The 24,200-nt window shown below is 70.0% G+C and carries 21 protein-coding genes; 9 read left to right on the top strand and 12 right to left on the bottom strand.

The window, feature by feature from the left end; genetic code table 11:
- Window positions 1–53 precede the first annotated feature (53 nt).
- Both BM342_RS17415 and BM342_RS17410 read left to right on the top strand, forming a co-directional pair.
- A complete protein-coding gene (locus BM342_RS17415) occupies window positions 54–1,646 on the top strand; it encodes an AlkA N-terminal domain-containing protein (RefSeq protein WP_092968365.1) in 1,593 nt (530 codons plus the stop codon).
- A gap of 52 nt (window positions 1,647–1,698) precedes the next feature.
- Window positions 1,699–2,370 (top strand): FadR/GntR family transcriptional regulator, encoded by a 672-nt coding sequence (locus tag BM342_RS17410; protein ID WP_092968363.1) that lies wholly within the window; start codon window positions 1,699–1,701, stop codon window positions 2,368–2,370.
- A 206-nt stretch (window positions 2,371–2,576) separates the two neighbouring features.
- On the opposite strand, the gene BM342_RS17405 is transcribed toward BM342_RS17410, so the two are convergent.
- The 4 genes from BM342_RS17405 to BM342_RS17390 form a co-directional block, all read right to left on the bottom strand.
- Entirely contained in the window at window positions 2,577–3,557 is a 981-nt protein-coding gene (locus BM342_RS17405; protein WP_092968841.1) for an ABC transporter substrate-binding protein, read from the bottom strand.
- A gap of 111 nt (window positions 3,558–3,668) precedes the next feature.
- Entirely contained in the window at window positions 3,669–4,706 is a 1,038-nt protein-coding gene (locus BM342_RS17400) for an ABC transporter permease (RefSeq protein ID WP_092968361.1), read from the bottom strand.
- Window positions 4,703–6,238, bottom strand: a complete 1,536-nt coding sequence (locus BM342_RS17395) for a sugar ABC transporter ATP-binding protein (protein WP_092968359.1) — start codon at window positions 6,236–6,238, stop codon at window positions 4,703–4,705. The genes BM342_RS17400 and BM342_RS17395 overlap by 4 nt, the downstream gene beginning before the upstream one ends.
- Window positions 6,235–7,539 (bottom strand): enolase C-terminal domain-like protein, encoded by a 1,305-nt coding sequence (locus BM342_RS17390; protein ID WP_092968357.1) that lies wholly within the window; start codon window positions 7,537–7,539, stop codon window positions 6,235–6,237. The genes BM342_RS17395 and BM342_RS17390 overlap by 4 nt, the downstream gene beginning before the upstream one ends.
- A 255-nt stretch (window positions 7,540–7,794) precedes the next feature.
- Between BM342_RS17390 and BM342_RS17385 the strand changes: the two genes are divergently transcribed.
- Complete coding sequence (locus BM342_RS17385) at window positions 7,795–8,724, top strand: fumarylacetoacetate hydrolase family protein (RefSeq protein WP_255368897.1); 930 nt, start codon at window positions 7,795–7,797, stop codon at window positions 8,722–8,724.
- A 124-nt stretch (window positions 8,725–8,848) separates the two neighbouring features.
- On the opposite strand, the gene BM342_RS17380 is transcribed toward BM342_RS17385, so the two are convergent.
- On the bottom strand, window positions 8,849–10,315 hold the full coding sequence (locus BM342_RS17380) for an aspartate ammonia-lyase (RefSeq protein WP_177232240.1): 1,467 nt from the start codon (window positions 10,313–10,315) through the stop codon (window positions 8,849–8,851).
- A gap of 133 nt (window positions 10,316–10,448) precedes the next feature.
- A complete protein-coding gene (locus tag BM342_RS17375; RefSeq protein WP_092968353.1) occupies window positions 10,449–12,026 on the bottom strand; it encodes an amino acid permease in 1,578 nt (525 codons plus the stop codon).
- A gap of 223 nt (window positions 12,027–12,249) precedes the next feature.
- On the opposite strand from BM342_RS17375, the gene BM342_RS17370 reads away from it, so the two are divergent.
- The 5 genes from BM342_RS17370 to BM342_RS17350 are packed head-to-tail and all read left to right on the top strand — an operon-like array spanning window position 12,250 to window position 17,483.
- Complete coding sequence (locus BM342_RS17370; protein ID WP_092968351.1) at window positions 12,250–13,617, top strand: glutamine synthetase family protein; 1,368 nt, start codon at window positions 12,250–12,252, stop codon at window positions 13,615–13,617.
- A 52-nt stretch (window positions 13,618–13,669) separates the two neighbouring features.
- Complete coding sequence (locus tag BM342_RS17365; protein ID WP_092968839.1) at window positions 13,670–14,491, top strand: gamma-glutamyl-gamma-aminobutyrate hydrolase family protein; 822 nt, start codon at window positions 13,670–13,672, stop codon at window positions 14,489–14,491.
- On the top strand, window positions 14,488–15,843 hold the full coding sequence (locus BM342_RS17360; protein WP_092968349.1) for an aldehyde dehydrogenase family protein: 1,356 nt from the start codon (window positions 14,488–14,490) through the stop codon (window positions 15,841–15,843). The genes BM342_RS17365 and BM342_RS17360 overlap by 4 nt, the downstream gene beginning before the upstream one ends.
- 40 nt (window positions 15,844–15,883) lie before the next feature.
- Entirely contained in the window at window positions 15,884–16,675 is a 792-nt protein-coding gene (locus BM342_RS17355; protein WP_177232239.1) for a 3-oxoacyl-ACP reductase, read from the top strand.
- 10 nt (window positions 16,676–16,685) lie between these two features.
- On the top strand, window positions 16,686–17,483 hold the full coding sequence (locus BM342_RS17350; RefSeq protein WP_092968347.1) for a FadR/GntR family transcriptional regulator: 798 nt from the start codon (window positions 16,686–16,688) through the stop codon (window positions 17,481–17,483).
- Window positions 17,484–17,557: 74 nt separating this feature from the next.
- Here BM342_RS17350 and BM342_RS17345 read toward each other — a convergent pair whose 3' ends face one another.
- Window positions 17,558–17,884 carry a DUF4190 domain-containing protein gene (locus BM342_RS17345; RefSeq protein WP_143109922.1) on the bottom strand — a complete coding sequence of 109 codons (327 nt, stop codon included), beginning with the start codon at window positions 17,882–17,884 and terminating at the stop codon, window positions 17,558–17,560.
- Between the two features lie 121 nt (window positions 17,885–18,005).
- On the opposite strand from BM342_RS17345, the gene BM342_RS17340 reads away from it, so the two are divergent.
- The gene (locus BM342_RS17340; protein ID WP_092968345.1) at window positions 18,006–19,346 is read left to right on the top strand and encodes a uracil-xanthine permease family protein; all 1,341 of its coding nucleotides are present in this window, start codon (window positions 18,006–18,008) and stop codon (window positions 19,344–19,346) included.
- Window positions 19,347–19,417: 71 nt separating this feature from the next.
- Here the strand turns inward: BM342_RS17340 and BM342_RS17335 are convergent, their stop codons facing one another.
- The 5 genes from BM342_RS17335 to BM342_RS17315 form a co-directional block, all read right to left on the bottom strand.
- Window positions 19,418–20,869, bottom strand: coding sequence for an NCS2 family permease (locus tag BM342_RS17335; protein WP_092968343.1), 1,452 nt, complete (start codon window positions 20,867–20,869; stop codon window positions 19,418–19,420).
- Between the two features lie 101 nt (window positions 20,870–20,970).
- Window positions 20,971–21,315: a peptidase gene (locus tag BM342_RS17330; protein ID WP_092968341.1), complete on the bottom strand. Its 345-nt coding sequence runs from the start codon at window positions 21,313–21,315 to the stop codon at window positions 20,971–20,973.
- The gene (locus BM342_RS17325; protein ID WP_092968811.1) at window positions 21,312–22,490 is read right to left on the bottom strand and encodes an inorganic phosphate transporter; all 1,179 of its coding nucleotides are present in this window, start codon (window positions 22,488–22,490) and stop codon (window positions 21,312–21,314) included. Before BM342_RS17325 ends, BM342_RS17330 begins: the two co-directional genes overlap by 4 nt.
- A gap of 101 nt (window positions 22,491–22,591) precedes the next feature.
- The gene (locus tag BM342_RS17320) at window positions 22,592–23,074 is read right to left on the bottom strand and encodes an 8-oxo-dGTP diphosphatase (RefSeq protein ID WP_177232237.1); all 483 of its coding nucleotides are present in this window, start codon (window positions 23,072–23,074) and stop codon (window positions 22,592–22,594) included.
- Window positions 23,075–23,108: 34 nt separating this feature from the next.
- On the bottom strand, window positions 23,109–24,140 hold the full coding sequence (locus tag BM342_RS17315) for a 6-phosphofructokinase (RefSeq protein WP_092968337.1): 1,032 nt from the start codon (window positions 24,138–24,140) through the stop codon (window positions 23,109–23,111).
- Window positions 24,141–24,200 lie beyond the last annotated feature (60 nt).

Genomic DNA, 24,200 nt, shown 5'->3' with positions numbered 1-24,200 from the left:
CTGATGTCCGATTCCCGCTGATCGATGTCGGCGGGGCGTGCGAGGGTGGAACCATGTCCGCCACCGCCGTGACCCCGCACCCGCTCAGCGAGACCGCCGTCGACGACCCCGATTTCGCCGAGCGGTATCGCGCCATGCAGGCGCGCGACGCGCGGTTCGACGGCCAGTTCATCACGGGCGTGCACTCGACGGGCATCTACTGCCGGCCGAGCTGCCCGGCGGTCGCGCCGAAGCCGTCGAACGTGACGTTCTACCTCACGGCGGCGGCGGCGCACGAGGCCGGTCTCCGGGCGTGCAAGCGCTGCCTGCCCGACGCGGTTCCCGGCTCCCCCGAGTGGAACCTGCGCGACGACCTCGCGGCCAGGGCCATGCGCCTCATCGCCGACGGCGTCGTCGAGCGCGACGGCGTGCCGGGGCTCGCGGCCCGGCTCGGGTACACGCCGAGGCACCTCACGCGCGTGCTCACCGCCGAACTCGGGGCCGGGCCGCTCGCGCTCGCCAGGGCGCATCGCGCGCAGACCGCGCGCTCGCTGCTGACCTCGACCTCGCTGCCCGTGGCCGACGTCGCGTTCGCCTCGGGGTTCGGCAGCATCCGCCAGTTCAACGACACGATCCGCGAGGTCTACGAGCGCAGCCCGCTCGAGGTGCGGGCCTCCGCACGCGTGCACGAACGTGGTGGCGGCCGGAGCCGAGCGGTCGATCGCGGACGCCCCGGGCCGGCCGACCTCACCCCGACGACCGAGGTCGCGGTCGACATCGACCCCGGCGTGGTGCGACTCCGACTTCCCGCCCGGCCCCCGTTCGACGCGGCCGGCGTGTTCGGCTGGCTCGCGGCCCGCACGGTCGCCGGCGTCGAGCAGGTCTCGACGACGCCCGACGGGTCCCCGCGCTTCCGGCGCACCCTCCAGCTTCCGGGTGGGCCGGCGCTGGTGGGCTTCACCCCCGGAGGCGACGCGCAGTCGCCGAGCATCGAGGTCGAGGCGCGGCTCACCGGGCTCTCCGACCTGCCGCCCCTGGTCGCCAGGGTGCGGCGACTGTTCGACCTCGACGCCGATGCGCTCGCCATCGACACGGCGCTGAGCGCCGAACCCGCCTTCGCGGACGCCGTCGCGGCTGTGCCCGGCATCCGCGTGCCCGGGTGCCTCGACCCGCACGAACTCGTGTTCCGCGCGCTCATCGGGCAGCAGATCTCGGTCGCGGCGGCGCGCACCGCGCTGGGGCGACTCGCCGCAGAACTCGGCGAGCGTCTCGCCGGCGACGACGAACTGCACACGTTGTTCCCGACCGCGGCGGCCATCGCCCAGCGCGGGGGCGAGGTGCTGCGCGGGCCGGCCGCGCGCATCCGCACGATCGTCGACGTCGCCGCACGCCTCGCGTCGGGCGACCTCGTCGTCTCGTCAGACCGCGAACGGCACGATCTCGAGGCCAGGCTGCTCGAGATCCCCGGCATCGGGCCGTGGACGGCCGGGTACGTCGCGATGCGCGTCACGGGCGCGCCAGACGTGCTCCTCACGGGCGACCTCGCCCTGCGCAACGGCGCCGCGAACCTCGGCCTCCCGCGAGACGCGCGCGAACTCGCCCGGTTCGGCGCGCGCTGGGCGCCCTGGCGCAGCTACGCGTCGATGCACCTCTGGCGCGCATCCTGAAAGATCGGATGTCTGCGCCGATTTCGAGGCCGTGCCGCGCTACGATGCACGAATGGCCGTCACCGACGAAGCGATCCTCAAGATCAAGGAGATGATCCTCACCGGCGAGCTCGCTCCCGGTGAGCGACTGCCGCCCGAGAAGGAACTCAGCGACCGGCTCGGCCTCTCGCGTTCCTCGCTCCGCGAGGCGGTCAAGGCACTCGAGGTCATCCGCGTGCTCGACGTGCGCCGCGGCGACGGCACCTACGTCACCAGCCTCGAACCGCGGCTCCTGCTCGAGGCCATGTCCTTCGTCATCGACCTGCACGACGACCAGTCCGTGCTCGAGATCTTCGCGGTACGACGCATCCTCGAGCCCGCGGCGGCCTCGCTCGCGGCCCGCAACGCCGACGAGGCGATCATCGAGCGCCTGCGCACGGTGATCACGAGCGTCGACGAGGCCACCGACGTCGAGGGACTCGTGACGCACGACCTCGAGTTCCACCGCGGCATCGCCGAGGCCACCGGCAACGCCTACCTCGCGAGCCTCATCGACTCGCTCTCCGGGCACACGGTCCGCGCCCGGGTGTGGCGCGGCATCACCGAAGAGAACGCCGTCGACCGCACGCTGCACGAGCACCACGCGATCCTCGACGCGATCGCCGCGGGCGACGCCGATCTCGCGCAGGCGCTCACCGTGGTGCACGTCAGCGGCGTCGAGCAGTGGTTGCGCTCGGCGCTCTGACGCCGGGCGACGGCGGCAGCGGCCGTGCAGGGCGGACGGAGCCGTCCGAGCGACGGCGGCACGCGGCATCCGCTCCTCGCGGATCACGGCGCGGACTGCGGACGCTCGACGCTCGCAACGGGAGCCGCGGCCGCCCGGGCACGGCGAAGGGGCGCCGACTCGCGTCGACGCCCCTCGGATGATCCGTCGAGTCGGATCTCAGCCGATCACTCGTAGAGGACGGCCTGGATCTCATCGTCGTCGATGTTCGAGACGTCGTACCAGTAGAAGCCCGTGTCGATCGTCTTCGGCAGGTCCTTGCCGTCGATCGCCTCGACGGCGGCCTTGACGGTCTCGTAGCCGATGCCGACCGGGTTCTGCGTGATGGCGCCGATCATGAGGCCTTCACGGATGGCGTCCATCTGCGCCTTGCCCGAGTCGAAGCCGACGACCGCGAGCGTCGCGGGGTCGATGCCGAGCTCCTTGACGGCCTGCACGACGCCGATCGCTGAACCCTCGTTCGAGCCGTAGATGCCCTTGAGGTCGGGGTTCGCGGCGATGATCGCCTTGGCGAGGTCGGCCGACTTCGCCTGGTCGCCGCCGCCGTACTGGATGTCGACGATCTCGATGTTCGGCTCGTTGTCCTCCATGTACTGCACGAAGCCGTCGCGACGCTCCTGCCCGGTGACCGAGGTCTGGTCGTGCACGACGAGGGCGACCTTGCCCTCGTGGTCGATCGCGTCGGCCATGTGCTTGGCCGCCTCGGCCGCGGCCGCGAGGTTGTCGGTCGCGGCGGTCGTCACCGGGATGTCGCTGTCGACGCCGGAGTCGAACGCGACGACGGGGATGTTCGAGTCCTTCGCCTGCTGGAGCAGCGGGCCTGCGGCCTGGCTGTCGAGCGCGGCGAAGCCGATGGCGGCGGGGTTCTTGTCGAGCGCGGTCTGCAGCATCTGGATCTGCTGGTCGACGTCGGCCTCGGTGTCGGGCCCCTCGAAGGTGATCTCGACGTCGAACTCCTCGGCGGCCTGCTCGGCGCCCGCCTTCACGGCCTGCCAGAACTGGTGCTGGAAGCCCTTCGAGACCAGGGCGACGTACGGCTTGTCGCCGCTCGAGTCGCCGCCGGACGAGCCGCTGTCGGCGCAGCCTGCGAGTACCAGGGCTGCGGCGACGAGACCGGCGACGGTGCCGATCGTGCGCTTCTTGAACATGATCACTCCTTGTTCTTTCGGATTCGGTGATGCGGGTTGGTGCGGTTCAGGTGGTGCGGTGGTGCGGGTGATGCCTCCGGCGCCCGGATGCCGCGGGCGACGGTCGTTCGGTCAGGCGCGCCGGCGGCGCAGCATGTCGAGGTACACGGCGACGAGGATGACGACGCCGACCGCGACCGACTGCCACTCCTGCGGCACCGAGATGATGCGCAGGCCGTTGGTGAGCACGGCCATGATGAGCGCGCCGATGACGGTGCCGACGATGGAGCCCTTGCCGCCCTGCAGCGAGGTGCCGCCGATGACGACCGCGGCGATCGCCTCGAGTTCGAGACCCATGCCGCCGGTGGGCTGCGCCGACGACAGCCGCGAGGCGCTCAGCACGCCCGCGAGGCCGACGAAGAGTCCGGCGAGCGTGTAGATGATGATCTTCCACCGACGCACGTTGACGCCCGAGAGCGCGGTCGCGGCCTCGTTCGAGCCGATCGAGAACGTGTACCGGCCGAGGATCGTCTTCGAGAGCAGCACGGCGGCGATGACGATCATCACGATGAAGATCGCGACGCCGAGCGGGAACCGGATGCCGGGGATGATCGACAGGTTCATGATCGACTGGAAGTCGGGGTGCTCCTTGAAGTAGATCGGCTTGGTGCCCGAGATCACGAGCGAGAGCCCGGCGGCGATGAGCATCATGCCGAGCGTCGCGATGAACGGCGGGATGCCGAGCACCGAGATGTTGACGCCGTTGATGAGGCCGATGAGACCGCCGAACAGGATCGTCGCGATGACGCCCGCCCAGAGGGGCCAGCCGAGGTAGGTCAGGAACACGCCCGCCATGACCCCCGAGAGCACCATGCCGGTGCCGATCGAGAGGTCGATGCCGCCGGTGATGATGACGAAGGTCGTGCCGAGCGCGAGGATGCCGGTCACGGTCGCCGCGGTGAGGATCGAGACGAGGTTGTTCGCCGTGAAGAAGTGCGGGCTCGCGAGCGAGAACACCACCACGATGAGGATCAGGCTGGCGAACGCCAGCAGCTGCTGCAGCGATCCGCGCAGGCGCGCGAACCGGGGTGTGCCGCGATCGATCGCCGCGAACGCCGTCGTCGAGGGATCGCGATCGGGCTTCGGTGGGGTGACGGTGGGGCTCGTCATGCGATCGTTCCTTCGCTCGAGAATCGGGTTGCGTAGTCCATGAGGTTCTCCTGAGTGGCATCGGCGTTGTCGAGGATCGCGGTGAGCCGCCCCTCGGCCATCACGGCGATGCGGTCGGAGAGCCGCAGCACCTCGGGCAGTTCGGAGGAGATCATGACGATCGCCTTGCCCTGCTCGGCGAGGCCCTTCAGCAGTGCGTAGATCTCCTCTTTCGCGCCGACGTCGATGCCGCGCGTCGGTTCGTCGAAGATGAGCACGTCGCAGTCCTTCGCGAGCCACTTCGCGATGACGACCTTCTGCTGGTTGCCGCCCGAGAGGTTGCGCACGAGCTGGGCGCTCGACGGGGTCTTGATGCGGAGCTTCTCGATGTAGTCGCGGCCGGTCGACTCGATGCGGGTGTCGTTGACGAAGCCGAGGGCCGACGTGTAGTCCCGCAGTGCGGAGAGCACGATGTTCTCGCGCACGCTGCGTTCGAGCAGCACGCCGAGGTGCTTGCGGTCCTCGGAGAGGTAGCCGATGCCGTGGCGCGACGCCTCTGCGGGGTTTCCGATCGAGACCGGGCGGCCGTGCATGCGGATCTCGCCCGACTCCTTCGGATCGGCGCCCACGATCGCCCTGGCGACCTCGGTGCGGCCGGCGCCCATGAGCCCGGCGAAGCCGAGGATCTCGCCGGCGTGCACCTCGAAGCTCACGTCGCGCAGCAGCGAACGCGTCGACAGGCCCGCGACAGTGAGCACGGGTTCGCGGCCTGCTTCGGCAGAGCGCGGGCCGGGGCGCTGCTCGCCCGAGATCTCGCGGCCGACCATGAGCGAGATGACCTCGCGCTGGTCGGTCTCGGCCGTGATGCGGGTGCCGACGTTGCGCCCGTCGCGCAGCACCGTGATGCGGTCGGAGATGCGGGTGAGCTCCTCCATACGATGCGAGATGTAGATGACACCGGTGTCGGGCCGCTTGAACCGGCCGATGAGCTCGAAGAGCACGTCGACCTCGGCGTCGTTCAGCGCGGCGGTGGGCTCGTCCATGATGAGCACCTTCGCGTCGAACGAGAGCGCTTTCGCGATCTCGACCATCTGCTGCTTCGCGACGGTGAGGTGCTCGATGCGCTCGCTCGGGTCGAGCGCGAGCCCGAGCCCTTCGAAGAGCTTGCGCGCACGACGGTTGAGGGCGCGCTCGTCGAGGAAGAAGCCCGCGGAGCGCTGTTCGCGGCCGATGTAGATGTTCTGCGCGACCGTGAGGTCGGGCATGAGGTTGAACTCCTGGTGGATGATCGAGATGCCGAGTTCCTGCGCGTGCTTGGGGCCTTCGATGGCGATCTGCTCGCCGTTCAGGCGGAACGTGCCGGCATCGGGCACGTAGATGCCCGCGAGCAGCTTCATGAGGGTCGACTTGCCGGCGCCGTTCTCGCCGACGAGGGCCAGCACCTCGCCGCGGCGCAGCTCGAGGTCGACGTCGTCGAGCGCCTGCACGCCCGGGAACCCCTTGCTCACCCCGCGCAGGTCGAGCAGCGGTGCGGATGTCTCGTCGGGGCTCATGCGGGTACCTCGCCGACGTGCGCGCCGCGCCAGGAGTACTCCTCGATCGAGGCGGCGCGCATCTCGGTGCCGGCGCCGGGAGCGACGGGCGCGAGGTACCGGCCGCGCTCGACGACCACGGGGGTCGCGAAGTGCTCGTGCAGGTGGTCGACGAACTCGATCATGCGACCGTCCATGGTGCCCGAGACGGCGACGTAGTCGAACATCGAGAGGTGCTGCACGGCCTCGCAGAGCCCCACGCCGCCGGCGTGCGGGCAGACCGGCACGCCGAACTTCGCCGCGAGCAGCAGGTTGGCGATGTTCTCGTTGACGCCGCCGACGCGGGTCGCGTCGATCTGCATGACGGCCATGCCGCCCGCCTGGAGCAGCTGCTTGAAGACGACCCGGTTCGCGACGTGCTCGCCGGTCGCCACGCGGATCGGCGCGACGCCGCGCGCGATGGCGGCGTGGCCCAGGATGTCGTCGGGGCTCGTCGGCTCCTCGATCCAGGCCACGTCGAACTCGGCGAGCGCGCTGACCCACGCGATCGCGTCGGCGACGTCCCACCGCTGGTTCGCGTCGATCGCGATCGGGAACCCGGGTCCGACCGCGGCGCGGGCGATCGCGAGGCGGCGCCGGTCGTCGGCGAGGTCGCCGCCGACCTTGAGCTTGATCTGCGGGAACCCGTCGGCGACGGCCTCGCGGCAGAGCCGATCGAGCTTCTCGTCGGAGTAGCCGAGCCATCCGGGGCTGGTCGTGTAGGCCGGGTACCCGACGGCGAGCAGCTCCGCCTCGCGCGCGGCCCGCCCGGGGGCGGCTGCGCTGAGGATCCCGAGCGCCTCGTCGCGCGTGATCGCGTCGGAGAGGTAGCGGAAGTCGACCGTGTCGACGAGCTCCTGGGGGGTCATGCGCGCGAGGAGCTGCCAGAGCGGCAGGCCGGCGCGCTTGGCCTTGAGATCCCAGAGGGCGTCGATCGCGGCGCCGATCGCCATGTGCATGACGCCCTTCTCGGGGCCGAGCCAGCGCAGCTGCGAGTCGTGGGCGAGCAGGCGCCAGGTGGCCCCCATGTCGCCGAGCAGCGCCTCGACGTCCTGCCCGACCAGGTGGCCCCTGAGGGCGTCGAGTGCGGCGACCTGCACGTCGTTGCCTCGCCCGATCGTGAACACGAACGCGTGGCCCTCGAGGCCGTCGCCCGCGTCGGTGCCGATCACGAGGTAGGCGGCCGAGTAGTCGGGGTCGGGGTTCATCGCGTCCGACCCGTCGAGCTGCAGGGAGGTCGGAAAGCGGATGTCCGTGGTGTCAACGCTGACGATGGTGCTCATGAGGTCCTTTCGTGGGCAGGACGAGCATAAACATCCGATGTCTGCGGCGTCAACCCTTCGAGAGCATCAGATTTCGCCGAATTGACGCTGTTTCAGGGATGAGACTTCGGATGTTCCTGCGACGTCGGCGCCGTGGAGCGCGCCTGGCGGGCACGTGGTCGACACCTCCGACTCATCGACATCGTGTCGGACTCCGCATCCGATCTTGTACGTCTCGCACAGGTTCGGGGTGAATCGGGCCGTTAGCCTAGACAAGTGAGATTTGCGCACCTCAGAGTCGACGGCCAGACGACCCCCCGACTCGCGGTGGTCGACGGCGAATCCGCGATCTTCCTCGACGAGGTGATGCGCCGCGCGCCGCGCGACCTGCAGGACCTCATCGAGCAGGGGCCAGAAGGGCTCGCCCGCGTGCGTGCGGCCGTCGGCGCACCCGACCCCGAGGCCGCGACCGAGCACGAGCACGAACTCGAGTTCGAGGCATCCGTCGCCCCGGCCGCACTCCCCCGGCACCGCGTCGCAGACCTGCGCCACTCGTCGGCCGTGCTGCGGCCCGCGCAGGTCATCGCGATCGGCGCGAACTACGCGGCGCATGCGTCAGAGCTGAAGCTGCGCTCCGAGACCGCGATGACCATCTTCTCGCTGTGGCCGAACTCGCTGACCGCGCACGGTGCGACGACCACGTGGCCCGCCGACCTGTCCGAAGAGGTCGACTACGAGGCCGAGCTCGGCGTCATCATCGGCAAGCCGGCGCGCGGCGTGCACGCGCGCGACGCGCTCGACTACGTGTGGGGCTACACCGTGGTCAACGACATCACGGCGCGCAACATCCAGTTCTCCGAGGCGCAGTGGTCGAGGTGCAAGTCGTTCGACGGCTTCACGCCCACCGGCCCGGTCGTGGTGACGGCCGACGAGATCCCCGACCCGCAGGACCTCTGGCTCACGACGAACCTCGACGGCAGCATCATGCAGGACGCGTCGACCGCCGAGATGGTGCGCAGCGTCGCCGAGATCATCTCGCTGCTCTCGCGCTCGGCCACGATCCCGCCCGGAACCCTCATCTCCACGGGCAGCCCCGGCGGCGCCGGCTACTCGCGCAAGCCGCCCGTGTTCATGCGCGACGGCTCGACCGTGACGGTGAGCATCGAGGGCATCGGGTCGCTGACGACCCACTGCCGCGTCATCTGACCTCGCGCCCCTCGCGCCTCCGCGTGAATCGCACGAGCGGATGCCACGGCATCCGTTCGGTGAACACGATCCCGAGCACGGATGCCGCGCCGGCCCAGCCCGGGCCGCCGCGACATCCGCCGGGTCACTCCGAGGGTTCGCCCTGCAGCTTGATGACCGGGATCGCCTGCGTGATCGGGCCGATGCCCGAGAGCTTCGCAGGCACCAGCTGGGCCTCGACGGCCTCGCGCGTCATGAGCCCGGCCTCGACCACGAGGTCGGCGACCGGCCGACCGGTCGCGAGCGCGAGCTTCGCCAGTGCCGACGCCTCGGCGTACCCGATGAACGGGATGAGCGCCGTGATGACCCCCACGCTCGAGGCCACCATGCCGGCGAGCCGCTCGGTGTTGGCCGTGATGCCGTCGACGCAGTTGACGCGCAGGGTCCAGCAGGCCTGGCGCATCCACGTGATCGACTGCAGCAGGGAGTGCGCGATGACGGGCTCGAACGCGTTCAGCTGCAGCTGCCCGCTCTCGGCCGCCATGGTGACCGTGAGGTCGGCGCCGGCGATCGCGTAGGCGACCTGGCTCACGGCCTCGGGGATCACGGGGTTGACCTTGCCCGGCATGATCGAGGAACCGGCCTGCTTGGGCGGCAGGTTGATCTCGCCGAAGCCCGCCTGCGGACCCGACGAGAGCAGGCGCAGGTCGTTGCAGATCTTCGAGAGCTTGATCGCGCTGCGCTTCAGCGCGCTCGAGAACGTCATGAACACGCCGGTGTCGCTCGTGGCCTCGATGAGGTCCGGCGCGGTGACGAGCTGGTGGCCGGTGATCACGCCGAGATGCGCGACGGCGCGGCCCGCGTAGCCGGGGTCGGCGGTGATGCCGGTTCCGATGGCGGTGGCGCCGAGGTTCACCTCGCCGAGCAGCTTGATCGTCTCGCGGAGTCGCTCGAGGTCTTCGCCGAGCGTCGTCGCGAACCCGTGGAACTCCTGGCCGAGCGTCATGGGCACGGCATCCTGCAGCTGCGTGCGCCCGACCTTCAGGATCTCGTGGAACTCGCGGCCCTTGGCGCTGAACGAGCGGCGCAGCAGCTCGAGCTCGTCGAGCATGGTCGTGAGCGAGTAGGTCATCGCGACCTTGAGCGCGGTCGGGTAGGTGTCGTTCGTCGACTGGCTGCGGTTCACGTCGTCGATCGGATGCAGGATGTCGTACCGCCCCTTGGCGTACCCGGCCAGCTCGAGCGCGACGTTGGCGATGACCTCGTTCGCGTTCATGTTGGTCGACGTGCCGGCGCCGCCCTGGATCACGCCGACGACGAACTGCTCGTGGAACGCGCCGTCCATGATGCGCTGGCATGCCTCGTCGATCCACGCGGCCTTCTCGTCGTTCAGCACGCCGACGTCGTGGTTCGCCCGTGCGGCGGCCTGCTTGACGGCGGCGAGCGCGATCACGAGTTCGGGATAGACCGAGATGGGCCGCTTCGAGATCGGGAAGTTCTCGAGGGCCCGAAGCGTGTGCACGCCCCAATAGGCGTCTGCCGGGACCTCGACCGTTCCGAGGGAATCGGTCTCGGTTCGGGTAGGGGTTGGATTGTCTGACGTCGTCGTCACGAACACCTCCGGGTCGGTTCGCAATCGAGCCTACTCGCGGGATCCCGACCGGATCCTGAGTGCGCCGACGATCGCGATCGATCGTCCGGACGCGCCGATCGGCCGGTCGGATCGACCGGCCGATCGGGTGCGTTCAGCTCGCTCCGGAGCCGCCCACGGGGTCGGCGGCTCCGCCGGCGTCGTCGACGCCGTCGGCAGCGAGCAGCTCCTGCTCGACCGCGCCGCCGTAGCCCTCGGCCTGCGGATCGCCGTGCAGGCCGCCGGAGACGGCGTACTCCTCCTCGGGCGAGAGCACGAGGCGGTGCCGGCCCCAGAGGGCGAAGATCGCGAGCATGACCACGTAGACCACGATGATCGCGATGATCGCGGGCAGGAACGTGGGGTTCAGCAGGAATCCGACGAAGATGAGCGCGGCGATCACTGCCGCCGTCACCGCGCCGCCGACGCCCCACGGGCTGCGGTACGGACGCTTGGCGTTCGGGTACTTGCGACGCAGGATCACGAACGAGACCATCTGCAGCAGGTAGGCCAGCACGGCACCCCAGACGGCGATGTTCAGCACGATCGCACCGGCGACCCCGGTCGCACCGCCGGCGGCGTCGACCACGACGAGGGCGATGAACCCGATCAGGCCGCCCGCGAACAGTGCGACGTACGGCGTCTGCCGCTTGCCGGTCAGCGAGAGGAACCTCGGGTAGTAGCCGGCCCGCGAGAGCGAGTACATGTTGCGTCCGTAGGCGAACATGATGCCCTGCAGCGACGCGAGCAGGCCGATGAGCGCGAACAGCGCGAGCACCGCGGCGGCGCCGTCGCCGACGATCGCGCGGAAGCCGTCGAGCAGCGGCTCGCCCGCGACGCCGGTCGCCTCGGCGCCGATGACGCCCGTGTTGAGCACGAGCACGAGCAGGCCGGTGACGATGAGCGTGCCGCGTGCCCAGAGCCCGGCACGGGGGATGTCGCGGACGGGGTTGTGCGACTCCTCGGCGGCCAGGGGGAGCTCCTCGATGCCGAGGAAGAACCACATCGCGAACGGCAGCGCGAAGAGGATCGGGAAGACGCCGTGCGGGAGGAACGCGCTGGCACCGGCATCCGGAGCGATGTCGTAGAGCTTGTCCCACGAGAACGCTCCCGAGAAGATCGCCATGGCGCTGAACACGAGCAGGATCGCGATGGAGATGATCGAGACGACGATCGCGAACTTGAACGAGATGCTCGCACCGGCCGAGTTCAGGGCGATGAACACGAGGTAGAGCACGATCCACCAGACCCACGCGGGCATCGAGAAGCCGAGCAGTTCGGCCGTGATGCTGTCCGCGTAGGCGGCGGAGAAGTACACGATCACCGCCGTGGTCGCGACGTACTCGATCGTCTCGGCGAGCCCGGTGACGAATCCGCCCCACGGCCCCATGGCCGCGCGCGAGAACGAGTACGCCCCGCCCGTGTGCGGCATCGCCGAGGCCATCTCGCCGATCGAGAAGATCAGGCCGTAGTACATGACCACGAGGATCGCGAACGCGATCAGCATGCCGCCGAACCCGGCGAAGTCGATGCCGAAGTTCCAGCCGGAGAAGTCGCCGGAGATGACCGCGGCGACCGCGAGTCCCCAGAGGCCCCAGACGCCGGCCGTTCTCGTGAGTCTGCGCTTCTCGAAGTAGCCCTGGTCGGCGGTCGTGTACTTCACGCCCGAGACCTTCAGGGTGTCTTTCGCCATGACGGCTCCCTTGTGCTCGTTCGCGCGAGCCGACGGCCGGCGCGGGGGGGGTGCGATGCTTGGGGCTGACTTTAGGGGTCTGAATGGTAGCCCGTCCAGACCTTTTTCGAATGATGCTCGCCTTCACGACCCGGCACAGCAGCCGGACAGTCCTATCGCGGTCGCAGCGACTGTGCTCTAATGGTCGGAACACCCGACCATTAGGTTCGCGAAGGAGCATCGGATGCCGGCACCGAAGGGATTCCTGACCCTCGACGCACTGCGATCGGCGGTCGACGAGGGCGAGGTCGACACGGTCATCGTCGCGTTCACCGACATGCAGGGCCGACTCGTCGGCAAGCGCGTCTCGGCGAGGCTCTTCCTCGAGGACGTCGCCGAGCACGGCGCCGAGGCGTGCAACTACCTGCTCGCGGTCGACGTCGAGATGAACACGGTCGACGGCTACGCGATGTCGAGCTGGGAGCGCGGCTACGGCGACATGGCGCTCATCCCCGACTTCTCGACGCTGCGCGCGGCGCCCTGGCTCGAGGCGACCGCGCTCGTGACCGCCGACCTGCAGTGGCTCGACGGCACCCCGGTCGAAGCGTCGCCGCGTCGCATCCTGCAACGACAGCTCGAACGCCTCGCGGAGCGTGGGCTCACCGCCTTCGTCGGCACCGAGCTCGAGTTCATCGTATTCGACGACTCGTTCCGCGACGCGTGGCGCAAGGGGTACCGCGACCTCACGCCCGCGAGCGACTACAACATCGACTACGCGCTGCTCGCGTCGACGCGCATGGAGCCGCTGCTGCGAGACATCCGCAACTCCATGGACGGCGCGGGCATGTACTGCGAGGGCGTGAAGGGCGAGTGCAACCTCGGCCAGCAGGAGATCGCGTTCCGGTACACCGACGCGCTCGGCACCTGCGACAACCACTCGATCTACAAGAACGGGGCGAAGGAGATCGCCGACCGCCACGGCAGGTCGCTCACCTTCATGGCGAAGTTCAACGAGCGCGAGGGCAACAGCTGCCACATCCACATCAGCCTGCGCGGTGAGGGCGGCTCGGCGGTGTTCAGCGACCCCGATGCCCCGCACGGCATGTCGAAGCTCTTCCGGCACTTCCTCGCCGGGCAGCTCGCCGCGATGCGCGAGCTCACGCTCTTCTCGGCGCCGAACATCAACTCGTACAAGCGCTACGTCGCGGGATCGTTCGCGCCGACCGCGATCGCCTGGGGCCTCGACAACCGCACGTGCGCGCTGCGCGTCGTCGGGCACGGGCACGGCATGCGCGTCGAGAACCGCGTCCCCGGCGGTGACGTCAACCAGTACCTCGCGGTCGCCGCGCTCATCGCGGCGGGCCTGCACGGCATCGAGCAGGAGCTCGAACCCGGCGACCTCTTCGTCGGCAATGCCTACGAGAGCGACGTGGCGCGCGTTCCGGCGACGCTGCGCGAAGCTGCCGACCTGTTCGCCGGATCGGACATCGCGCGCGACGCGTTCGGCGACGAGGTGGTCGAGCACTACCTCAACAACGCGCGCGTCGAACTCGCCGCCTACGACGCGGCCGTGACGGACTGGGAGCGTGTTCGTGGCTTCGAACGGCTCTGAACCGATCGCCGCAGGCACCGGTCCGACTCCAGTGACCGGTGCGGATGCCGCGGTGGGGGCCGCCGCATCCGCACCGCTGATCGGCGTGACCACCTATCTCGAGCAGGCGCGGACCGGCGTGTGGGACGTCCCGGCGTCGTTCCTGCCGAAGGTGTACCTCGACGCGGTCACCGACGCGGGCGGCATCGCCGTGCTGCTGCCGCCGCAGCCGTCGTCACCCGGCATCGCGAGGGCGGTGCTCGCCGGGCTCGACGGGCTCATCGTCGCAGGCGGCGCAGACGTCGACCCCGCACGGTACGGGCAGGAGGCCCATCCGCGCACGGGCGCGCCCCGCACGGACCGCGATGCATGGGAGCACGACCTGCTCGCCGAGGCGATCTCGTCGGAGACCCCGTTCCTCGGCATCTGCCGTGGTGCGCAGATGCTGAACGTCGCGCTCGGCGGCACGCTCGTGCAGCACCTGCCCGACGTGGTCGGATCCGAGAAGTACCAGCCCGGTCCCGCGGTCTTCGGCGACGACGAGGTGAGCGTCGAGTCCGGCTCGCTGCTGGGCGGGCTCGTGGGCGACGGGCGCCTGCCCGTTCACCTCTACCACCATCAGGCGCTCGACCGGGTGGCCGACGGCCTCACCGTCACCGCGCGCACCGACGACGGGGTGATCGAGGCCGTCGAGGTCGAGGGCGTGCCCTTCGGACTTGGCGTGCAGTGGCATCCGGAGGAGAACGCGGCCGACCGCCGGCTGTTCGCCGGGCTCGTCGACGCCGCCCGCACGCACCGCGCCGCCCGGACCGACCGCGCCGCCCGGACCGACCGCGCCGCCCGAGCCGACCAGGCCACCGGTTCCGCCGCACGCACCACGAGGAGCCCAGCATGACCAGGACCATCGTCAACCCGGCCGACGGGAAGGTCGTGACGACCGTCGAATCGTCGACGATCGAGCAGACGGATGCCGCCATCGCCCGTGCCGCCGAGGCGCAGCGCGAGTGGGCGCGGCTCGCGCCTGCCGACCGGGGCCGCATGCTGCGGCGGTTCGCCGATGCCGTCGACGGCGCGGTCGAGGAGCTCGCCGCCCTCGAGGTGCGCAACTCGGGGCATCCGATCACGCAGGCGAGGTGGGAGGCCGCGCACGTGCGCGACGTGCTCGAGTACTACTCGGCGTCGCCGGAGCGCCTGTTCGGCCGGCAGATCCCGGTGGCCGGCGGCCTCGACGTCACCTTCCAGGAGCCGCTCGGCGTCGTCGGCGTGATCACGCCGTGGAACTTCCCGATGACGATCGCGTCATGGGGTTTCGCCCCGGCGCTCGCGGCCGGCAACGCGGTCGTGCTGAAGCCGGCCGATTGGACGCCGCTGACGAGCCTGCGGCTCGGCGAGCTCGCGCTCACGGCCGGCCTGCCCGAGGGGCTGTTCCAGGTCGTGCCCGGCGCGGGCTCGGTCGTCGGCGAGCGCTTCGTCACGAACGAGACCGTGCGCAAGGTCGTCTTCACGGGCTCGACCGAGGTCGGCAAGCGCATCATGGCCGGATGCGCCGAGCAGGTGAAGCGCGTCACGCTCGAGCTCGGCGGCAAGAGCGCGAACATCGTCTTCGCCGACGCCGACCTCGAGCGGGCCGCCGCGACCGCCCCCTACGGCGTCTTCGAGAACGCCGGGCAGGACTGCTGCGCGCGCAGCCGGATCCTCGTCGAGCGCAGCGTCTACGACCGGTTCATGGAGCTGCTCGAACCCGCGGTCGCGAACGTCAGGGTCGGCGACCCGAACGACGAGTCGACCGAGATGGGCCCGCTCGTCGCGCGCGAGCACCTCGACCGCGTGCGCTCGTTCGTGCCCGACGACGCCGACGTCGCCTTCCGGGGCAGCGCGCCGACGGGCGACGGCTTCTGGTTCGCACCGACCGTGCTCACGCCCGCGCGCGACGCGCGCACGGCCCGCGATGAGATCTTCGGCCCGGTCGTCTCGGTCTTCCCGTTCGACGACGAGGCCGACGCGGTCGGCTTCGCGAACGCGAGCCGGTTCGGCCTCTCGGGCTCAATCTGGACCCGCGACCTCTCGCGCGGCATCCGCGTCGCCCGGGCCGTCGAATCGGGCAACCTCAGCGTGAACTCGCACTCGTCGGTGCGGTACAGCACGCCGTTCGGCGGATTCAAGCAGTCGGGGCTCGGTCGCGAGCTCGGACCCGACGCACCGCTCGCGTTCACCGAGACCAAGAACGTCTTCCTCGCCGTCGACTGACGGCGCCGACAGCCGTCGACAAATCCCAGACAGGAGCACCATGACCGACCTTCCACGCATCGACCTCACGCAGCGACTCGCCGGCCGGGTCGCCGTCATCACCGGCGGCGCCTCCGGCATCGGGCTCGCGACCGCCAAGCGCCTCGCAGCCGAGGGCGCGAGGGTCGTCATCGGCGACATGGATGCCACGGCGGGACCCGCCGCCGCCGAACTCGTCGACGGCCTCTTCGTGCGGGTCGACGTGACCGACCAGGACCAGGTCGACCACCTCTTCGACGAGGCCGCGCGCGCGTACGGCTCGGTCGACATCGCGTTCAACAACGCGGGCATCTCGCCGCCCGACGACGACTCGATCGAGACGACCGAGCTGCCAGCCTGGCAGAAGGTGCAGGACGTCAACCTGAAGTCGGTGTACCTCTGCTCCCGCGCAGCGCTCCGCCACATGGTGCCGCAGGGCCGCGGCTCGATCATCAACACGGCGTCGTTCGTCGCGGTGCTCGGATCGGCGACCTCGCAGATCTCGTACACCGCCTCGAAGGGCGGCGTGCTCGCCATGAGCCGCGAGCTCGGCGTGCAGTTCGCCCGCCAGGGCATCCGGGTGAATGCGCTCTGCCCGGGCCCCGTCAACACGCCGCTCCTGCAGGAGCTCTTCGCGAAGGATCCCGAGCGCGCCCAGCGCCGCCTCGTGCACATCCCGGTCGGACGGTTCGCCGAGCCCGAGGAGCTCGCGGCGGCGGTCGCGTTCCTCGCCAGCGACGACGCCTCGTTCATCACGGGGTCGACGTTCCTCGTCGACGGCGGCATCAGCTCGGCCTACGTCACGCCGCTCTAGGCTTGAGCGCATGACGTCCCGTTCCGCATCGCCCGAGGCTTCGGATGCCGCATCCGAAGCCTCGGGCGATGGCGCGTCGGGCACGGTGAGCGCCGCGCTGCTCTTCACGCCCGCGCGCCAGGCGAACGCCTTCGAGGAGACCGTGCAGCGCCTGCTCCAGTCGATCCGCCTCGGCCTCATCGGTCCGGGCGATCGGTTGCCCGCCGAGCGCGAGCTCGCGGGCATGCTCGAGGTGAGTCGCGACACCCTCCGCGAGGCGATCGGGTCGCTCGCCGACGCCGGGTGGCTCGTCGCGCGCCGCGGCCGCAGCGGCGGCACGTTCGTGTCCGACGTGCTGCCGACGCCCCGACCCGTCGTCGCCGGCGTCGTTTCCGACGACGAGCGGGCCCGCCGCGCGGCGCACCTCGGCGACACGCTCGCCCTCCGCGCAGTCATCGAGGTCGGCACGGCACGCCGGGCCGCCGAGAGCGAGCTGAGCTCAGCAGACCGCGACCGCCTCTGGCAGGCGTACGAGGCCTGCGACGCCGCCTCCGCCGAGCAGTACCGCACCGCGGATTCGCGCCTGCACCTGCTCATCGCCGAACTGCTCGGCGCGCCGAGCGTGATCCCGCTGGTCGCCGACGTGCGCATGCGGGTCAACGAACTGCTCGACGGCATCCCGCTGCTCGCGCCGAACATCGTGCACGCGAACGTCCAGCACCGGGCGATCGTCGCCGCGATCCTCCGCGGCAACGCCGACGAGGCGGCGGCCGCGATGGCCGAGCACGTCGACGGCACCGAGGCGCTGCTCCGCGGCTTCTACGCCTGAGGCGGGGGCCCCCGAAGGAGCCCCCGCCTCGAGGGTGCGAGCATCGCAGGCGGCCTTCGCGACCGCCTGACGGCTCAGATGAGGGCGAACGGCAGGAACGGCAGCATCGCCAGCCCGAAGAGCAGCGCTCCGAAGGTGACGAGCACGGTGCCCGCGAGCATGACGCCGTTCAGCACGATGCCCCAGATCGCCATGGTGCGCGAGGCCGGCTCGCGCTTGAGCGCCATGATGCCGAGCACGAGGCCGACGGCGGGCACGAAGAACGTGAAGCTCGCGAAGATCGAGACGATGCCGAGCACGAGGCTCGAGATGCTGAAGCCGTTCGACTCCTGCGCGGCAGCGGCCGCGGTGGGAACCTCGGCGAACGGGGCCGGTGCGGTGGTCGTGGCGGTGGTGGTCATGGGATCTCTCCTGTTCGTGGTGATGCTTCAACGCTACGAGCCGCGGCGGCTGCATGACATGGGGCAAACCCCCCGATACGCTCTCAGGGATCCCCGACGGGGCGCGATCGAACGGAGCGAGATGAACTTCACCTGGACGCTGCACGGCGACGGCAAGCACGTGCTTCCGGGGCAGGTGGTCGCCCCCGGCGAACGCCTCAGCTGGCCGCGCACGATCGGGCTCGGGGCGCAGCACGTGATCGCGATGTTCGGCGCGACCTTCCTCGTGCCGATCCTCACGGGCTTCCCGCCCGCGACCACGGTGTTCTTCTCGGGCATCGGCACGATCCTGTTCCTCGTCATCACGCAGAACAAGGTGCCGAGCTACCTCGGCTCGTCGTTCGCGTTCATCGCCCCGATCACGGCCGCGCTGGCCGCCGAGAACGTCGCCGACCCCATGGGCGCGGCGCTCTTCGGCATCGTCGTAGTGGGCGTGCTGCTCGCCGCGATCGGCCTCATCGTGCAGTGGCTCGGCACCGGGTGGATCGACGCGCTCATGCCGCCCGTCGTCGCCGGCGCGATCGTCGCGCTCATCGGCTTCAACCTCGCCCCGGCAGCCCGCGACAACTTCATGCAGGAGCCGCTCACGGCCCTCGTCACGCTCGCCGCGGTGATCATCTCGAGCGTGCTCTTCCGAGGGCTGCTCGGCCGCATGTCGATCCTCGTGGGCGTCGTGCTCGGCTACATCGTCGCCGCGCTGCTCGGCCAGGTCAACTATGCGCCGATCGAGGCCGCCGCGTGGGTGGGCCTGCCGACCTTCCACCTCCCGTCCAACCCGTTCGCCGACGCCTCGATCTGGGGCTACCTGCCCGCGTTCCTGCCCGTCGTGCTCGTGCTCGTCGCCGAGAACGTCGGCCACATCAAGGGCGTCGCCCAGATGACGGATGCCTCGATCAACCGCTCGACCGGTCGCGCCCTGTTCTCCGACGGGCTGGCGACGACCATCGCGGGGTTCTTCGGCGGATCGGGCACGACCACGTACGGCGAGAACATCGGCGTCATGGCCGCGACCCGCGTGTACTCGACGGCGGCGTACTGGGTCGCGGGCGTCGTCGCGATCCTGCTCGGCCTCTCCCCCAAGTTCGGCGCCGTCATCAACACGATCCCGCCGGGGGTGCTCGGCGGCGTGACGACGGCCCTCTACGGGCTCATCGGCATCATCGGCGTCAAGATCTGGGTCGACAACAAGGTCGACTTCTCGCGGCCCGTGAACCAGTTCACGGCGGCCACGGCGCTCATCATCGGCATCGCCGACTTCACCTTCAAGATCGGCGGGGTCTCGTTCAACGGCATCGCGCTCGGCACGATCGCGGCGATCGTGATCTTCCACGTGATGTCGGCCATCGGGCGGGCGCGCGGCACCGACGACGTGCGCGACGCCACCCACCCCGAGGGCACCGAAGGCGCAGACCGCGCGGGCTGACCCGCCCGGAGCAGGAACGCGGATGCCCCGTGGCCGGCCGGCCACGGGGCATCCGTCGTTCGGGGTGCGGGTCAGGCGCCGAAGAGCGCCTCGATCGGACCACGGGCGAAGTAGAGCACGAACCCGGCGGCGACGATCCACAGCAGCGGACTGATCGTCTTCGCCTTGCCCGAGAGCGACCGCACGACGACCCAGGCGACGAAGCCCGCGCCGATGCCGTTCGCGATCGAGTACGTGAGCGGCATGACGACCACGGTGAGGAACACGGGCAGCAGCACCGAGAAGTTGCTGAGGTCGAGGTCGCGGATCTGCGCCATCATCATGGCGCCGACGATGACCAGCGCGGCCGCGGCGACCTCGCTCGGCACGATCTGCGCGAGCGGCGTGAGGAACATCGCGAGCAGGAACAGCACGCCCGTGATGATGTTCGCGAAGCCCGTGCGGGCACCCTCGCCGATGCCCGAGCCGGACTCGATGAACACGGTGTTCGACGAGCCCGACGTGAACCCGCCGGCGACGGCACCGACGCCCTCGACGACGAGCGCGCTCTTCAGCCGCGGGAAGTTGCCCTTCTCGTCGGCCAGCCCGGCCTCCTTCGACAGGCCCGTCATGGTGCCCATGGCGTCGAAGAAGTTCGTGAACACGAGCGTGAAGACGAGCATGATGACCGTGAGGAAGCCGACCTTGCTGAAGTCGAAGCTCACGTCGCCGACCAGGCTCAGGTCGGGCACCGCGAACAGGCTGCCGTTGAGCGCGGGCACCGAGAGTCCCCAGCCGCCCTCGTTGTCGACGCTCGAGCCGAGGTGCCAGATCGCCTCGATGACCACGGCGAGCACCGTGCCCGTGACGAGGCCGATGAGCAGGGCGCCCTTCACCTTGCGGGCGACGAGCACGCCGGTGAGCAGCAGCGTGACGATGAAGACGAGTGTCGGAACGGTCGCGATCGACCCGCCGATGCCGAGGCCCACCGGGGGCGAGTTCTGGCCCGTCGCGGTCACGAGGCCCGCATCGACGAAGCCGATGAACGCGATGAAGAGGCCGATGCCCACGGTGATCGCGATCTTCAACTCGTAGGGCACGGCGTCGAAGATGAGGCGGCGCAGGCCGGTCGCGGCGAGCAGCACGATGATGAGGCCGTTGATGACGACCAGGCCCATCGCCTCGGGCCAGGTCACCTGCCCCACGACGCTGAACGCCAGGAACGAGTTGATGCCGAGGCCCGCCGCGAACGCGAACGGCAGGCGTGCGACGAGGCCGAACAGGATCGTCATCACGCCGGCGGTGAGCGCCGTCACCGCGGCGACGGCCGGGAAGGCGAGCGAGTTGCCGTCGACGTCGACACCCGCCGACAGGATGATCGGGTTGAGCACGACGATGTAGGCCATCGTGATGAACGTGACGAGACCGCCGCGAACCTCGGTGCCGATCGTCGAGCCACGTTCGGTGATCTGGAAGAAGCGGTCGAACGCGCCGACGGGCTTCGCGCCGTCGGGTCGAGTGTCAGGGGCGGTCTCTGTGGTCATCCGGGAACCTTCGATGAGGGACGGGCGCTCGGGTGCGCCCGACGGGTGGACTGTCGGGAATTGAGTTATAGCAGGAGGAGGCGGGCCAGCAGAAGGACCGGTCAGCTGAAGATCTTGAAGAGGTGCTCGCCGATGATGAGGTAGACGCCGACGAGCACGGCGATCGCGCTCAGTGCGAAGCTCGCGTAGGCGCCGACGAGCGCGAATCGCTTCTGGCCGTCGGTGAGCGGGCTCTTGCGGGCCGCCTTGGCGGCCTGCTTCTCGGCCTTGCGGATCTCGGCGGGGGTCACGATCGTGATCGCGTCGGTGAACTCGGCCGGGGTGACGACGGGCGTGCGCCCCGAGATGGTCAGCAGGCGGATGCCGAGGGAGTACGCCGAGACCACGACGCACGCGCCGACGAGCGCCGACACGAGCACCAGCACGAATGCGAGCCAGTCGATCACTTGGACACCTTGCCCTTCGGCTTCGGGTTGCGCTTGATCTTCACCGCTCGACCGGAGTCGGCCACCTCGCTCGTGACGTTCGAGGCCGAGACCTCGCTGCGCTGCGAAAGCAGGAAGATGCCGGTGATGACGCCCGCGCCGACCACGGCGTCGAGGATGACGCCGACGGGACCGAGCAGTGCGATGAACGCGGCGATCGCACCCACGGCGCCGGCCGCGGGCAGCGTGAGCAGCCAGCCGATGCCGATGCGGCCGGCGGTGCGCCAACGCACCTTGGAGCCGCGACGACCGAGGCCGGAGCCGATGACCGACCCCGAGGCGACCTGCGTGGTCGAGAGCGCGAAGCCGACGTGGCTCGATGCGAGGATCGTCGCGGCGGTCGCGGTCTCGGCGGCGAAGCCCTGCGCGGGCTTCACGTCGGTGAGGCCCGTGCCGAGGGTTCGGATGATGCGCCACCCGCCCATGTACGTGCCGAGCGCGATGGCGATCGCGCAGGTCACGATGACCCACGTCTGCACTTCGCTGCCCGCGGTCTGCAGGCCGGCGGCGACCAGCGTGAGCGTGATGACGCCCATGGTCTTCTGCGCGTCGTTGGTGCCGTGGGCGAGCGCGACGAGCGACGACGAGAAGATCTGCGCGAACCGGAAGCCCGAGCGCCCGTCGGGCTTGCCGTCGTAGCGGCGCGTGATCGCGTAGGCGAGCTTCGTCGCCAGGTAGGCGATGAGGCCGGCGGTGAGCGGCGCGAGGATCGCGGGCAGGATGACCTTCGAGACGACCACCGCGAAGTCGACGGCGCCGACGCCGGCGCCCACGATCGCGGCGCCGATGAGGCCGCCGAAGAGCGCGTGGCTCGACGACGACGGCAGGCCGAGCAGCCAGGTCACCATGTTCCAGACGACGGCGCCGATGAGGCCCGCGAAGATCAGCTGGGGCGTGATGAGCACGCCCCCGTCGCCTTCCTTGATGATGCCGCCCGAGATGGTCTTGGCCACCTCGGTCGAGAGGAACGCGCCGACGAGGTTGAGGATCGCGGCGAGCGCGACCGCCACCTTCGGCCGGAGTGCACCGGTCGCGATGGGCGTGGCCATCGCGTTGGCGGTGTCGTGGAAGCCGTTGGTGAAGTCGAAGAAGAGGGCCAGTGCGATGACCAGCACGACGATGAGGGTGAGATCCACCGGCATCTTTCTTGGATCGGACTCGGATCGGTGCAGAGAGTCACCGGATGAACAGGGCGAAAGCCGACAACGATGAAGAACCGGCGAACGCCGGGTAAATCCTACGCGACGCTTCCGCGCTCCTCCACCACGCTCGCGAGGTCGGCGCCGAAGACGAACGTGCGCCGCACCGTGCCGCCCGCGAGCACGCCGGGCAGCCAGAATCTCGCGTCGTCCCACATCGTCGCGTAGGGCACCTCGTCGAGCGCGAACCACTCGGGCTCGAGCTCGTCGGACGCCGCGGGCTCGCCGCTCCATCGACGTGCGACGAACACGCTCGACTCCTGGCTCCACGACTCGCGGTGCGGGAAGTGGTAGCTCAGGAGCCCTCGCGGCTCGAGGTCGCGCGGCTCGACGCGGATGCCCGTCTCCTCGAGCACCTCGCGCACCATGGCCTCGGCCGCGGACTCCCCCGGCTCGAGCTTGCCGCCCGGGCCGACGAAGTTGCCGACGCCCAGGCCGTGGCGCTTGCGGCCGAGCAGCACCTCGGTGCGGCCCTCGTGCTCGCGCAGCAGGTAGCAGACGCAGACCTGCGGCAGCGGCATCCGTTCGCCTCGACTCATGCGACGCCCGTCGGACTCAGCCGAAGAGGATCTTCGCCTCGTCGTAGCGCGCCGGCGGAACCTGGTTGAGCGAGCCGACGGCCTCGGCGATCGAGACCGTCTCGATGTCGGTGCCGCGCAGCGTGACCATGGAGCCCCACGCGCCGTCGTAGACCGCGTCGACGGCGGCCATGCCGAGCCGGGTGGCGAGCACGCGGTCGAACGCGGTCGGCTCGCCGCCGCGCTGGATGTGGCCGAGCACGGTGGCGCGCGACTCGATGCCCGTGCGCTCCTCGATCATGGGCGCGATGAGCTCGGCGATGCCGCCGAGGCGCGGTCGGTTGAACGCGTCGAGGCCCTTGTGCGAGTGCGCCTCCTCCATGCCCTCGAACTTGAAGCCCTCGGCGACGACGACGAGCGGCGCACGGCCGCGGTCGCGCACGGACTCGACCCATTCGGTGATCTGCTCGATGGTCTGCGGCTGCTCGGGGATGAGGATCGCGTGCGCGCCTCCGGCCATGCCCGAATGCAGGGCGATCCAGCCGACGTGGCGGCCCATGACCTCGAGCACCATGCAGCGGCCGTGCGAGTCGGCCGTCGTGCGCAGGCGGTCGATGGCCTCGGTCGCGATCTGCACGGCCGTGTCGAAGCCGAACGAGTAGTCGGTGGCCGCGAGGTCGTTGTCGATGGTCTTCGGCACGCCGATGACCTTGATGCCGCCTTCGTCCCACAGGCGGCGGGCGGCCGTGAGCGTGCCCTCGCCGCCGATGGCCATGATCGCGTCGATGCCGTTGCGGTCGAGCATCTCCTGGATCTTCTCGGGGCCCCCGCCCTCGCCCTCGAACGGGTTGGTGCGGCTGGAGCCGAGGATCGTGCCGCCCTGCTTGGCGAGGCCGCGCACGTCGTGACGCACGATCGGCATCAGGTCCTCTTCGACGACGCCGCGCCAGCCGTTGCGGAAGCCGACGAACTCGGTGTCGTAGGAGATGACGCCCTTCAGCACGGATCCGCGGATGACCGCGTTCAGTCCGGGGCAATCGCCGCCCGAGGTGAGGATTCCGATCTTCATGACGCCTGGGACTCCTTGGTAGTTGGGGAACGTCGCTGGAGCCGCTTCATCGGGGCACGA

The organism is Agromyces sp. CF514 (genome assembly GCF_900113185.1).
Classification (GTDB): domain Bacteria; phylum Actinomycetota; class Actinomycetes; order Actinomycetales; family Microbacteriaceae; genus Agromyces.
Note: the sequence above shows the minus strand (reverse complement) of the source record. Positions and strands in the feature narration are given on the sequence as shown.

Excerpts from the sequence above, each read along its gene's own strand:
- BM342_RS17415 (WP_092968365.1), top strand. The coding sequence starts at position 54 with ATGTCCGCCACCGCCGTGACCCCGCACCCGCTCAGCGAGACCGCCGTC.
- BM342_RS17410 (WP_092968363.1), top strand. The coding sequence starts at position 1,699 with ATGGCCGTCACCGACGAAGCGATCCTCAAGATCAAGGAGATGATCCTC.
- BM342_RS17405 (WP_092968841.1), bottom strand. The coding sequence starts at position 3,557 with ATGTTCAAGAAGCGCACGATCGGCACCGTCGCCGGTCTCGTCGCCGCA.
- BM342_RS17400 (WP_092968361.1), bottom strand. The coding sequence starts at position 4,706 with ATGACGAGCCCCACCGTCACCCCACCGAAGCCCGATCGCGATCCCTCG.
- BM342_RS17395 (WP_092968359.1), bottom strand. The coding sequence starts at position 6,238 with ATGAGCCCCGACGAGACATCCGCACCGCTGCTCGACCTGCGCGGGGTG.
- BM342_RS17390 (WP_092968357.1), bottom strand. The coding sequence starts at position 7,539 with ATGAGCACCATCGTCAGCGTTGACACCACGGACATCCGCTTTCCGACC.
- BM342_RS17375 (WP_092968353.1), bottom strand. The coding sequence starts at position 12,026 with ATGGCGAAAGACACCCTGAAGGTCTCGGGCGTGAAGTACACGACCGCC.
- BM342_RS17370 (WP_092968351.1), top strand. The coding sequence starts at position 12,250 with ATGCCGGCACCGAAGGGATTCCTGACCCTCGACGCACTGCGATCGGCG.
- BM342_RS17360 (WP_092968349.1), top strand. The coding sequence starts at position 14,488 with ATGACCAGGACCATCGTCAACCCGGCCGACGGGAAGGTCGTGACGACC.
- BM342_RS17355 (WP_177232239.1), top strand. The coding sequence starts at position 15,884 with ATGACCGACCTTCCACGCATCGACCTCACGCAGCGACTCGCCGGCCGG.
- BM342_RS17350 (WP_092968347.1), top strand. The coding sequence starts at position 16,686 with ATGACGTCCCGTTCCGCATCGCCCGAGGCTTCGGATGCCGCATCCGAA.
- BM342_RS17345 (WP_143109922.1), bottom strand. The coding sequence starts at position 17,884 with ATGACCACCACCGCCACGACCACCGCACCGGCCCCGTTCGCCGAGGTT.
- BM342_RS17340 (WP_092968345.1), top strand. The coding sequence starts at position 18,006 with ATGAACTTCACCTGGACGCTGCACGGCGACGGCAAGCACGTGCTTCCG.
- BM342_RS17335 (WP_092968343.1), bottom strand. The coding sequence starts at position 20,869 with ATGACCACAGAGACCGCCCCTGACACTCGACCCGACGGCGCGAAGCCC.
- BM342_RS17320 (WP_177232237.1), bottom strand. The coding sequence starts at position 23,074 with ATGCCGCTGCCGCAGGTCTGCGTCTGCTACCTGCTGCGCGAGCACGAG.
- BM342_RS17315 (WP_092968337.1), bottom strand. The coding sequence starts at position 24,140 with ATGAAGATCGGAATCCTCACCTCGGGCGGCGATTGCCCCGGACTGAAC.